13 protein-coding genes are annotated in these 12469 nt (G+C 34.8%); 6 read left to right on the top strand and 7 right to left on the bottom strand.

From position 1 onward, the window contains the following. The first annotated feature begins 81 nt into the window (after positions 1 to 81). The 3 genes from VI621_RS09265 to VI621_RS09255 are packed head-to-tail and all read left to right on the top strand — an operon-like array spanning position 82 to position 2690. Entirely contained in the window at positions 82 to 489 is a 408-nt protein-coding gene (locus VI621_RS09265; RefSeq protein ID WP_324218099.1) for a hypothetical protein, read from the top strand. Positions 490 to 510: 21 nt separating this feature from the next. Continuing rightward, positions 511 to 1056: a sigma-70 family RNA polymerase sigma factor gene (locus VI621_RS09260; RefSeq protein ID WP_324218098.1), complete on the top strand. Its 546-nt coding sequence runs from the start codon at positions 511 to 513 to the stop codon at positions 1054 to 1056. Further along, the gene (locus tag VI621_RS09255) at positions 1053 to 2690 is read left to right on the top strand and encodes an outer membrane beta-barrel protein (RefSeq protein WP_324218097.1); all 1638 of its coding nucleotides are present in this window, start codon (positions 1053 to 1055) and stop codon (positions 2688 to 2690) included. The genes VI621_RS09260 and VI621_RS09255 overlap by 4 nt, the downstream gene beginning before the upstream one ends. Positions 2691 to 2778: 88 nt before the next feature. Here the strand turns inward: VI621_RS09255 and VI621_RS09250 are convergent, their stop codons facing one another. Further along, positions 2779 to 3537 carry a lysophospholipid acyltransferase family protein gene (locus tag VI621_RS09250; RefSeq protein WP_324218096.1) on the bottom strand — a complete coding sequence of 253 codons (759 nt, stop codon included), beginning with the start codon at positions 3535 to 3537 and terminating at the stop codon, positions 2779 to 2781. 71 nt (positions 3538 to 3608) lie between these two features. Here VI621_RS09250 and trpS point away from each other — a divergent pair, with 71 nt between their 5' ends. After that, the gene (gene trpS, locus VI621_RS09245; protein WP_324218095.1) at positions 3609 to 4589 is read left to right on the top strand and encodes a tryptophan--tRNA ligase; all 981 of its coding nucleotides are present in this window, start codon (positions 3609 to 3611) and stop codon (positions 4587 to 4589) included. A gap of 56 nt (positions 4590 to 4645) precedes the next feature. On the opposite strand, the gene dprA is transcribed toward trpS, so the two are convergent. Continuing rightward, on the bottom strand, positions 4646 to 5746 hold the full coding sequence (gene dprA / locus VI621_RS09240; RefSeq protein WP_324218094.1) for a DNA-processing protein DprA: 1101 nt from the start codon (positions 5744 to 5746) through the stop codon (positions 4646 to 4648). A 102-nt stretch (positions 5747 to 5848) separates the two neighbouring features. Between dprA and VI621_RS09235 the strand changes: the two genes are divergently transcribed. Both VI621_RS09235 and VI621_RS09230 read left to right on the top strand, forming a co-directional pair. Further along, positions 5849 to 6784 carry an SPOR domain-containing protein gene (locus VI621_RS09235; protein WP_324218093.1) on the top strand — a complete coding sequence of 312 codons (936 nt, stop codon included), beginning with the start codon at positions 5849 to 5851 and terminating at the stop codon, positions 6782 to 6784. Between the two features lie 61 nt (positions 6785 to 6845). After that, on the top strand, positions 6846 to 7358 hold the full coding sequence (locus tag VI621_RS09230; RefSeq protein WP_324218092.1) for an acyl-CoA thioesterase: 513 nt from the start codon (positions 6846 to 6848) through the stop codon (positions 7356 to 7358). Positions 7359 to 7388: 30 nt separating this feature from the next. Here VI621_RS09230 and VI621_RS09225 read toward each other — a convergent pair whose 3' ends face one another. The 5 genes from VI621_RS09225 to dut all read right to left on the bottom strand — a co-directional run bounded on the left by VI621_RS09225 (position 7389) and on the right by dut (position 12370). Then, positions 7389 to 8654: a murein hydrolase activator EnvC family protein gene (locus VI621_RS09225; protein ID WP_324218091.1), complete on the bottom strand. Its 1266-nt coding sequence runs from the start codon at positions 8652 to 8654 to the stop codon at positions 7389 to 7391. 23 nt (positions 8655 to 8677) lie between these two features. Further along, positions 8678 to 9475 carry a DUF4292 domain-containing protein gene (locus VI621_RS09220; RefSeq protein ID WP_324218090.1) on the bottom strand — a complete coding sequence of 266 codons (798 nt, stop codon included), beginning with the start codon at positions 9473 to 9475 and terminating at the stop codon, positions 8678 to 8680. Next, complete coding sequence (locus tag VI621_RS09215) at positions 9472 to 10821, bottom strand: tetratricopeptide repeat protein (protein ID WP_324218089.1); 1350 nt, start codon at positions 10819 to 10821, stop codon at positions 9472 to 9474. Before VI621_RS09215 ends, VI621_RS09220 begins: the two co-directional genes overlap by 4 nt. Positions 10822 to 10838: 17 nt before the next feature. Continuing rightward, positions 10839 to 11849, bottom strand: a complete 1011-nt coding sequence (locus tag VI621_RS09210; RefSeq protein WP_324218088.1) for a sugar phosphate nucleotidyltransferase — start codon at positions 11847 to 11849, stop codon at positions 10839 to 10841. Between the two features lie 86 nt (positions 11850 to 11935). Beyond that, a complete protein-coding gene (dut, locus tag VI621_RS09205) occupies positions 11936 to 12370 on the bottom strand; it encodes a dUTP diphosphatase (protein WP_324218087.1) in 435 nt (144 codons plus the stop codon). Positions 12371 to 12469 lie beyond the last annotated feature (99 nt).

Below are 12469 nucleotides of genomic sequence, written 5' to 3'. Positions count from 1 at the left end.
GAAAGTTTTCGGGATTTTTTGTTTTTGGACGCAACCTTTTGTTGTAAATTGTATCTTATAATATATTAATTATAATTTAAAATGAAAAAATTAGTTTTCCTTTTTATGTTGATTTTCACCATTAGCTCTTGTAGCGTGGATGGAGAACCACAGTCAGAATTTGTTGTGTTGCCCGTGGAAAGCGTAATAATGCCAAGTACTTATGCTGTAGATTCAATTTCAGAAATAACAGTAAAATACACCAGACCTACTGATTGTTATATTTTTAATGGTTTTTATTACGACATCAATGCAAACACCAGAACTGTTGCCATTAATGCTGTAAAATTAGATCAAAATAATTGTCAGGATGACAGCGGAAATCTATTTGAAGTTCCGTTAAGTTTTAAGCCAACTACTGATGGCATCTATGTTTTTAAGTTTTGGACAGGAACTGACACCAGTGGTGTTGATCAATACCTAACCTATGAAATTGAGGTTTTGCCATAATTAATTTAAAACTATTTTATCTTGAGTTTAGAAAAGCTCATTACCGATTGTAAGAATAATGATGCTAAAGCTCAAGAACAGTTGTACCGATTATTTTCGGCCAAATTGTTTTCCGTTTGCTTGAAGTATTCGCGGAACTATGCCGAAGCGGAAGATAATTTACAAGATGGGTTTTTAATCATTTTTGATAAAATAAATCAATACACATTCAAAGGTTCTTTCGAAGGCTGGATAAAGCGCATCATGGTAAATAATGTGCTTCAACAATACCGAAATGTTAGTTTTCTTGAACTGGTGAATGAGGATATAATCGATGATTCAGAAGTTGATATTGATGAGGATGCTATTTCTCTTGAGTATTTGATGAAACTGATTCAGGAATTGCCCGATAGGTATCGATTGGTTTTTAATCTTTTTGTCATTGACGGTTATTCACATAAGGAAATTTCAGAACTGCTAAGCATTACAACAGGAACTTCAAAATCGAATTTGTCAAGAGCCAAAATGATTTTAAAAGAAAAAATAGAACATTATACCACAATAAATAATTTACACTCAGCAAAATGAGCGAGAGAAAAAACATAGAGCGTCTTTTTCAGGAAAAATTTAAAGATTTCGAAGTTGAACCATCAGAAAAAGTATGGAAAAACATCGAATCCAGATTAGAAGAAAAGAAAAGAAATCGAAAAGTGATTCCATTTTGGCTGAAACTTTCCGGGATTGCTGCCACGTTACTTATTGGTTTTTTAATAACCAATTCTTTATTAAATTCTAATAAAGACACCGATTCTAATGTTGTAATTGAAGAGAACAGCCGTCTTGAAAATTCGGATTTAAATTCAACAAAAAATAAAGAAATCATCACGTCGTCCGAAGTTGCAAAAACAAAAACAGAAGCAAATGACAATTCGGATTCTTCTAACGAAATCATAATCCAATCTGAAATTTCTAAATCAAAAAATAATAATAAAACAGAATGGAATTCACCTAAAGATGCCACAACACAATCTGGGGTTTCAAAACCTGAAATAGAAAAAAACAGCAATCCGAATTCTTCAAACAGAATAACTAACGATAAATTATCTGTAACTGAAGGAAAATCAAAAACGGATACTTATTTAAAATCGAAAACAAACAAAGCAATCGTTTCTAACGATTCTAAAAACGATAATAGAAAAAACACCAAAGGGACCGATTTAAAAACCAAGAAAGAGAGCAACTCTATTACCGAGAATTTAAACTTAAAAATCGATTCAAACAAAACTCCTGATTCTGGATTGGTAAATCAAAATTCAACTAAAAATAAATCATTAGAGAACACCGTTAACAATCAAATATTAGAGAATAAAAATCAAATTAATATCGCACCTAATAATGATATTATTAAAAAAACAGACTCTGCTTCCATTGCGATAATTGTTCCTAATGAATTAGAAGAATTATTGAAGGAAAAGGAAAATAAAGTTGTTGCCGTTGCCAAAGAACCAAAATCAGACAAATGGCAAATTACCCCTAATGTGGCTCCTATTTATTTTAGTTCAACATCGAATGGTTCTCCTTTAGATGAAAAATTTGAAAACAACAGCAAAGATTACAAAACAAATTTAGGTTATGGTTTGGGTGTAAAATATGCATTGAACACAAAATTCAGCCTGAGAACAGGTGTAAACGCTATTGCGCTTGAGTACAATACTAATGATGTCGTTTTTTATCAAAATAAAAGTGCTGTAGCCATCAAACATCTTGATAATAACGCTCAGGGTTCAATTATTCAAATAGAAAATAAAAATCCAAATGCTTTGCCTGAAATTTCAGCAAACAACACAATCGTTAAAAAGTTTGATGGAAATATAAATCAAAAAACGGGTTACATAGAAATTCCATTAGAACTGTCCTATAAAATTATAGATAAAAAATTTGGTGTGGAAATTATCGGTGGATTAAGCACGCTATACCTTAATGAAAATGATGTTTATTTAGTTTCGTCCGGATTAGAAATGAATATTGGTAAAGCCAACAATTTAAACAATATGCATTTTAGCACAAACGTTGGTTTGGGTTTCAAATACAATTTCCTAAAATCATTTCAAGCAAATTTTGAACCCATGTTCAAATATCAAATTAATACATTCAGTAATGACGCTGGTAATTTCAAACCCTACTTTTTAGGATTATATACTGGTGTAAGTTATCGTTTTTAAGGTTTTTTGGTTTAAACCTTATGGTTTTTCGTTTTAGTTAAGTTAGGTTAAGTGTTATTGCTTTTTTAGCAATAACAAAAGGAGCACTCTAGTTAAGTGCTCTTTTTTTTGTTTTAAACTCTAAAAGTTGATTGTGAATAATTGTTCTGACCTTCTCCTTCACTTCTCTTCTGTCGTCAAGTGTTTTGCCTTTTGTTTCCACTAAAGGATGAATTTTTACCCGCATAATTCCAGGGCTACCACTCAAAAAAGTATAAGAAAATCGCTTTTTGTTATCTGCAAAAGTAATCGGGACAATCGGAATTTGATGTTCAATTGCCAATCGGAAAGCGCCATCTTTAAATTCGTCCAACAAAGTCGATTCATTGTCCGGAACACCACCTTCAGGAAAAATACAAATGCTCAATCCCTGATTCAATCTTTTTTGAGCACGATCAAAAACGCCCATTTTGCTTTTCGAACATTTTCTGTCAACCAAAATACACGTCCGTTTATAGAAGAATCCAAACAACGGAATTTTCTCCAATTCTTTTTTACCAACAAATACAAATGGATTTTTAATCACTGCCAGCATCAGCATGATATCACTCATCGAAGTATGATTGGACACAAACATATAGCTCTTCCCTTTTTCAAGTTTTTGGCTTCTTTCTACTTTATAATAAAATCCCATTCCGAAAAGAATAATCTTGGCCCAAATTCTTGCCATAGCAAAAAAATAAGGATACCATTTTTCTTTAAGAATAGAAATAAATAAAAAAGGGAACATGATTAGAATAGGAGCTCCCAATAAAATGTAGAACCAAATTCGCCAAAGTACCCAAAAAATAATTTTTAGTATTTTCATATTGCCAAAAATACACATTTGCATGTAATTTTTAATACAAAGGATTAACTTTGCGCCAAAGAAACATCAAAATGTCAAAAATACTCACAGGCATACAAAGTACAGGAACACCGCATTTGGGAAATTTATTAGGCGCAATCCTTCCGGCGATTGCATTATCCAATAAACCCGAAAATGAATCCTTTCTTTTCATAGCCGATTTACATTCGATTACGCAAATAAAAGATGGCGAAACCTTAAGAAAAAATACCTATAGCACTGCTGTAGCCTGGCTTGCTTGTGGCTTAGATGTTAGTAAAGTTATTTTTTACCGCCAATCCGATGTACCCCAAACAGCAGAATTGTCTTGGTATTTAAGTTGTTTTTTTCCTTTTCAACGCTTGACCTTGGCGCATTCCTTCAAAGATAAAGCAGATCGATTAGAAGATGTAAATGCCGGATTATTTAGTTATCCTATGCTAATGGCGGCCGATATCTTGTTGTATGATGCCGAGTTTGTTCCTGTTGGAAAAGACCAATTGCAACATGTTGAAATCACACGCGATGTCGCGGCACGTTTCAATCATCAAATGGGAGAAACATTTGTTTTGCCAGAATCTTACATTCAGGAAGACACGAAGTATGTTCCCGGAACCAATGGTGGAAAAATGAGTAAATCAGCCAATAATATTATCAATATATTCCTGGATGACAAAGCATTACGCAAACAAATTATGAGTATTGAAAGTGACAGTACACCACTTGAAGCACCAAAAAATACAGAAACCTGTAATGTTTTTGCCATCTATAAATTGTTGGCCGATGAAAAACAACTACAGGAAATGATCGTCAATTACGCCAATGCGAATGGAGATTATGGATACGGCCACGCCAAACAAGCGTTATTTGAATTGATTACAGCAAAATTCAAAACCGAAAGAGCAAAATACAATTACTACATGAATAATTTAAATGAAGTAGATGTGCTTTTAAAAACTGGCGCTGAAAAAGCAGGAAAAATTGCCAATGGTGTTTTGGGCAGAGTCAGAGTGAAATTAGGATTTAATATTTAATATATTTACAACTCTGTCAGACTATTAAAGTAAGACAGAGTTGTTTCAACTGGTGGTTATATCGCCTCAAACAATTTTCCGGGCAAGGGTCTGATCACGCCTTTCAATTCCATGTTCAATAATAACGACGAAATTTTATAAATCGGGAAATCGCATTCTAAGGCAATGATATCCATCAGTTCTTTTCCCTTTTTCTGGAGATAATCATAAATTTTTTGTTCCTCGTTTTCAAGTGTTACAAACAATTGTTTTTGTACCGGCTTGGTTTCTTTTTCCAAATCCCAATTTAAAATATAAACTAAATCGGCAGCGCTGGTGAGCAAATTGGCTCTTTGTGTTTTAATTAAATTGTTGCAGCCCTGACTGTACTTATCGCTCGTTCTACCGGGAACGGCAAAAACATCCCGATTGTAATCGTTTGCCATATTGGCGGTAATTAAGGAGCCGCCTTTATCAGCCGATTCAATCACAACAGTGGCCTCTGACATTCCGGCTACAATTCTATTTCTACGCACAAAATTTTCTTTATCCGGATTGGAGGAACTCCAAAATTCGGTCATAAAACCACCATTTTCTTCCATTTTTGCTACATACTTTTTGTGCACACCGGGATAAATTTGGTTCAGACCATGTGCAACTACGCCAATGGTTTGCAGGTTATGTACCATGGCTGCCTGATGCGCGACAATATCAACGCCATAGGCAAAACCGCTTACGATTATAGGATTCAATGGTGCTAAATCCGCAATCAGTTTTTTACAAAATTCCGTTCCGTAAGATGTGATTTGCCGTGTTCCTACAATGCTGATTATTTTTCTGTTTTTGAGATTGATATTTCCGGAAGTAAACAATAAAATTGGTCCGTCGATACAGTGTTTCAACCTTTCCGGGTAATTTTCGTCTTGAAAGAATGCAGCCTGAATGTTGTTTTCTTTGATGTATTTCAATTCGCTTTCGGCTTTTTCGAAAACCGTTTTGTCTTTTAATTTTTTAATCAAAACGGAACCAACTCCATCAATCGCGGATAGCTGTGTTGCTTTGGTGTTGAAAATAGTTTCGGCATTTCCGCAATGGGAAAGAAGCTTTTTGGCAACAATATCACCCACTCCTTCAACTTTTTGTAAGGCTAATAAATAAAATAACTCGTTTTCGTTCATGGCAAGTATTTGAGGCTGAAAAGTATAAATTTTTATGGAAATTGTTAATAAAAATTGTGAATAAAATTTTGATAACTATTTTGATTGTCTAACTTTGTTTCTATGAAGACAGAACAATATATTTCGCAACTTTTATATCGTTACCAATGTGTAGCGGTTCCGGGTTTTGGTGCTTTTTTGACCGAAATTCAGTCGGCACAGTGGAATAAAAATTCGAATGCGTTCTATCCGCCAAAGAAATTGATTTCTTTCAATTCATATTTAAAAAATAATGACGGACTATTGGCCAATCATATGGCTCAGTCTGAAAAAACAACATACGAAAATGCTGTTGTCGCTATTGAAAATGAAGTTGCAATCTGGAGAAATACGCTTCAAGTAAACGGAAAAATCACATTAAAAAACATCGGCGAACTTTCGTTAAATTCAGAAAGAAACATTGTTTTTACTCCTTTTGAACAACTGAATTATTTGACAGATTCATTTGGCCTAAGTTCTTTTGTTTCCCCAACTATAAAAAGAGAAATCTTCAAACAAGAGTTGGAAGTTCTTGAAGAAAAAGAACCGGTCCTTATCACTTTAGAAAGAAGAAAAAGCACTCCGTATTTGAAATATGCCGCCATTTTTGTTTTGGCTATGACCGCCGCCGGAAGTGTTGGTTTCAAATTATATCAAGAAAAAATCGCAACCGATACGTTACTTGTTCAAACAGCAGTGCAAAAACAAGTGCAAAATAAAATTCAGGAAGCTACCTTTTTTATAGCAAACCCTTTGCCTTCGGTGACGCTGACCATTAAAGAGGAAAAAATGCCGTATCATGTTGTTGCCGGTGCCTTTAGACACGAAGGAAATGCAGAAAAAATTTACAAAGAATTGAACGAAAAAGGGTTTAAGGCCAAACGGATTGCTCCAAACAGAAACGGTTTATTTCCTGTTCTTTATGGAAGTTATCCAACCTATGCGGAAGCTCAAAAAGCAATGAGCGAAATTCAAAAATCGGACAATCCCGATGCTTGGTTGCTTATCGAAGAACTATAAAAAATTTATCCCGATAACTTCGGGATTTTTTATGAACTGTAATTATCTTTGTAAAAAAACTATGCACCCGAAACATCCTTCTGAATCTTTAACCATCTTAACGGATTTGGTTTTGCCGAGTGAAACAAATCCATTGAATAATCTTTTTGGCGGCGAATTATTAGCCCGAATGGACAGAGCCGCAAGTATTGCTGCCCGAAGACATTCCCGCAGAATTACGGTTACCGCTTCTGTAAATCACGTGGCGTTTAATAGAGCAATTCCTTTGGGAAGTGTAGTTACTGTTGAAGCTAAAGTATCCAGAAGTTTCAGGAGTTCTATGGAAATATTTATTGATGTTTGGGTAGAAGACCGTGAATCCGGAATAAAAAACAAAGCAAATGAAGCCATTTATACTTTTGTTGCCGTTGATGACACCGGAAGACCTGTAGAAGTAGCACCAATTATTCCAGAAACGGAATTGGAAAAACAACGCTACGATGCTGCCTTAAGAAGAAAACAACTCAGCTTGGTTTTGGCCGGAAAAATGAAACCTTCAGAAGCTACCGAACTAAAAGCTTTATTTATATCATAAAAAAAGGGAACCAATTGGTTCCCTTTCTATTTACATATTAAACAACCACCCCGTTGGATTGGTGTATGTTGTATTTTGAGAAATGGTAAACTTGATAACCGTTTTTCCTGTATCGCCATTGGTTCTCACTTTTCCAATAGTTTGTTTTATAGATACTTTATCGCCTTTACTGACACTTACGCTGCTTAAATTCTGATAAACCGTAAAATAATCCCCATGTTGAATCATTACTGCTTTATTTACCGGCGAAAGCACCATGACGCTGGTTACTTCCCCGCCAAAAACGGCTCTGGCACTTGCTCCTTTATCGGTAGTGATTTCTACACCACTATTGTGTACCACTAATGATTTATGAACCGGATGTGGCTGATCACCATAACCTAAGGACACAAACCCTTTTTCTACTGGCCAAGGCAAGCTTCCTCTGTTGGCTTTAAAATTATCTGCTATGATTTTTCCTTCGGCGGTTAAAACAATTTTTGTAGATGACTCTGCTGCTCTTGCTTCAGCAGCCGTAACAACTTTTCTAGGATTGGCTTTTGCATTGGCAGCCGCAGCTTTTCTGTTGGCTTCCGCGATGGCTTCACGTATTAATCTTTGAATTTGTTTGTCGATATTCTTGGTTTCTCTCTGTTTTTTCCTGATTTCGGCAGCAATTTTCTTTTTGTCCTTCTTAATGGAACTGACCAATATTTCCTGATCGTGCTTTTCCTTTTGAAGCCCTAATTTTTCTTTTTCGTTTTCTTTGATTAATTTTTGTTTGACTGTTTTTTGATCACTTAATTTACCATTGAAAACGGTAAGTTGTTCTGTTTTCTTTTTTATTTCCTCGCCTTGCATCTTTCTGTAACTAGTATATTGTTTCATATACTGTGCTCTTTTATAGGCTTGCAGGAAATTCTCAGATGACAGTAAAAACATCGCACGGCTTTGTTCAGAACGGCTTTTGTATGATTTTAGAATCATCTCCGCATAATCTTCTTTAAGCTCTACCAATTCTTTTTTGAGCCTGTTGATTTGTATTTGATTAATATACATATCATTACTCAAAAGTTTGGTTTGCTTTTCTGTCGTATTGATTAATTTTTCTTTAAGCTTAATTTTGTTGCTTTGAATTGCAATCAAATTCGTTACTGATTTTTCCTTTTTCTTGGCTGACTGTAATAATTTTTCGTTTTCACGAATTTCTTCCTGAATTTGAGCTTTTCGTTGTTCCAATTTTTGTTGTTGGTCTTCCTGACTCCACATTTGTAAAGTCATAAAGATGAAAAACAGGCTTAAGATAAATTTTGGCATATTAAAAATATATTTGTGCAAATCTAATTAATAAAAATTCTTTCATAGGCATCCGGGACGCTATATGGGAAAGAAAGTTCTTCATTGAACGTAACTTGGTTGTAATTGATGCTGATATTTGTTTTCCCTTTCTTTTGAAGAGCTTCAATAATTAGACTTAATGGTAAAACAGTTTGGCTATATTCTCTATGATTTGGATACGTAACTTGTAGCATTCTGCCTTTTGATACTTGAATAATTTCTTGTTTTTTTATCAAAAAATGTTCGGCTTCAAAATAGAATGCTTTATTGGTGTTAGCATCCGAGGTGTTTTCGAGTTTGTATAATTTATCCTCAATCGTGGTTTTGTATTTTCCCTTGTTTAAATCATCAAAAGCCTGACCAATTAACATATTTTGCACTTTTTGAAAATCCAAATCGGTACCCAACCACTGACTTAACCCGGCATAATTGCCTTCGAAATATTCGCCATTGATTTTTTCATAATACTTTACTTCGTTTGGCGTAATTAAAGCTTTTGCCATCGTAATGCCAAGAAATCGAATGCTGACTAAAATTTTTTCGTCTTTTTTGATTTTAATTTCAGCGGTAACATTTTGGGTTTGCTTATCGTCTTTATAGCTTGCGCTTGACTTGATATATAGAGTAGAAAAATCTTTTTTATTATTGTAATGATTTGCAATTATTTTATCTGCTGTCAGCATTTTACTTGCGGTTCCCTCTGCTATAACTGCTTTTTTGGATTTGCATGACACTAGCGTCAATGAACTGGCCGAACAAAACACAAAAACCAACAACATCATTCCTATCTTTTTTCTCATTCTTTTTTCTGTTTTAATAATTTTTCCGCTTTAGAAAAATAAACTTCTTTTTTCTTCATATCGCCCAATCCGTTATAGGCTTCCCCTATTTGAATGTTGAAATTTATTTCTAATCCGATATTATCCACTAAAAAATCCAATCCCGTTTCGAGTACCTCTTTTGCGGTTTTATAATTCTTCAACTGATTGTTTGCCATTCCATTATAATAATAAAAGTGTGGCTGAGTCGGAAAAAGCTGCATCATGGCATCCGCTTTCTTTGCTACAACGTCAAATTGTCCTTTTTCAGTATATGCCTCAAGCAAAAGTAATACCGTTTCTAAATCTTCTGCATTTTTATTCAAATGCATTTCATAGTATCGGGCTGCTTTATCCCAATTCTTTTTATTATGATAAAATTTTCCGATTTCTTTGGCGACTTTTACTTCTTTGTCGTTATCGAAATAAGAAATGGCTTTATCCAAATCGGAATCAAATTGGGGTTTGTCTTTTATAAAAATCAAAAACTCATTCAGCATGCGGTGCTTTATTTTATTATCGATTTTACCACTTGCCAAAACTGAGTTCATCGATTTTACCACATTTTCCCCATCATTATTAGTCAAATGTAAATTAAACAAACTCACTTGCGCCCAATCAGAAGTTGGAATTTCAGCTTCTAATTTCTTGGCGATTTCCTGCGCTTTTTCTTCCTGATTATTTTCTGAATACAAGAAAATCAAGTCGATATAGTTGGATTCGACTTTCGGATTCTTCTTGATTTGATCAATCAGATTAATCCTTTCGGCACTTTGATATTTGGAATCTCTCAGGATTTGAGATTTATAATTATCTCTTAAATCTGATTTTCCAACATGGTCATTCAGCTCATTAATCAAGTCTAAAGCCTGGTCGAATTGTTGTGTATTCATGTAGAGAGAAACCAATTCCTCTTTATATTCTTTTTTAAATTCCACCAATTTGTTGACAATAACTATTGCTTGTGTAAAATCTCTGGTTTCGTAACAGACATCGTACATTCCTACCCAAAACCATTTGTTTTTCGGGTCGATTTTCGTGGCTTTTTCAAAAGATTCGTAGGCATTTTTATAATCTTTCTGAGCCAGATAATTTCTTCCCAATTCTGAATAGACCGTTGCATTAGTAGGTTGCAGTTTCAGGCATTTTTCCAAAGCTATAATCGCCTTGTCATGATTTTCTATTCCTTTTTGTAGCAATGATTCGTAGAATGAATCTTGAAATTGATCATTTTCCATAGCAATATCTTCCGGCTCCGTTTGTGCCATAAGTGAAGTCGGAATAGAGAATATTCCGTAGAAGATTAATGCTAAAGCAAATTTTTTCATTCTAATTCTTTAAAATATTATTCTAAAACCGAATAATCTCCAATGCTGATACTGGTAAAATTACCATCGAAACTGGCATGACTTCCTATCATGGCATTGTCTAAATTGGCGTTTTTTATATGAGAATGGTTTTGCACCAAACTGTTTTTTATCGTACTGTTTTGTACATGGCATCCTTTTCCAAGTGACACATTTGGTCCAACCGTTGCATTAATAAGAATTACATCTTCACCAATATAACATGGCGGAATTATGGTTGAATTTTCCAGTTTTACATCATAATCTACCAAATGTTCGCCATCATTGTGCAGGAAAGTCAATAAACGGGAATTGGTTTCCACGGTTACATTTTTGTTTCCGCAATCCATCCATTCCTCTACTTTACCAGGCACAAATTTCATGCCTTTTTGTTTCATGTTCTCCAAAGCGTCGGTTAATTGGTATTCTCCTCCTTTAACAACATGATTATCGAGCAAATATTGTAATTCAGAACGCAATGTTTCGCCTGATTTGAAATAATAAATTCCAATAATGGCTAAATCGGATACGAACTCCTTTGGTTTTTCAACAAAATCTACAATCTGATTGTTTTCATTCAATTGCACCACGCCAAAAGCACTTGGGTCTTCCACTTGTTTTACCCAAATAACACTGTCCGCTGAAGTATCTAACGTAAAATCAGCTCTGAAAAGTGTGTCTGCATAGGCAACCACAATTGGTCCTTGCATAGATTCCTTGGCACACATAATGGCATGCGCCGTTCCTAATGCTTCATTTTGGTAATAAATTGTTCCTTTTGATCCCAATTTTTGGGCAATGGCAATCAAATCGTCCTCTACCTGTTTACCAAAATCTTTGTGGATGATAAACGCAATTTCCTCAATTTCCTGATTGATTACGCCGGCAATGTCTTCTACGAGACGATGCACAATTGGTTTTCCTGCAATTGGAATTAATGGTTTTGGAACTGTTAATGTATGTGGGCGAAGACGTGAACCACGTCCGGCCATGGGAACTATTATTTTCATGTATGTTTTTTTATTTAAAGATTAAATGATTTAAAATTGAATGATTGGATTATGGAATCTTTCAATTTTAGAAATATTAAATTTATTTACTTCACCCCAGTGCTACCAAAACCGCCTTCGCCTCTGGACGTTTCAGATAATTCGATTACTTCCTGCCATTCAGCGCGTTCGTGTTTGGCGATGATGAGTTGCGCAATGCGTTCGCCGTTTTCGATAACGAATGCTTCATTGGATAAATTTACTAAAATAACGCCAATTTCACCACGATAATCGGCATCGACTGTTCCGGGTGAATTGAGAACGGTAATTCCTTTTTTGGCGGCGAGTCCGCTTCTTGGGCGCACTTGTGCTTCAAAACCCATAGGAAGTTCGATGAAAAGTCCTGTTTTTACGATGGCTCTTTCCAATGGATTTAAGGTTATGGATTCGGTTAGGTTTGCTCTTAAATCCATTCCTGCAGAGGCGACGGTTTCATAATTAGGCAAAGCGTGTTGTGATTTGTTGATGATTTTTATGGTCATGATATAAATTTAATGTTGTGGATTATTATTGACTAGCCCTGATAGAAGTGGAAATCCTTTTCCTTTTTTCTTTAAAAAGGAAAAGATTGCAACGGATAG

This window comes from Flavobacterium sp., assembly GCF_035292545.1.
GTDB lineage: Bacteria > Bacteroidota > Bacteroidia > Flavobacteriales > Flavobacteriaceae > Flavobacterium.
Note: the sequence above shows the minus strand (reverse complement) of the source record. Positions and strands in the feature narration are given on the sequence as shown.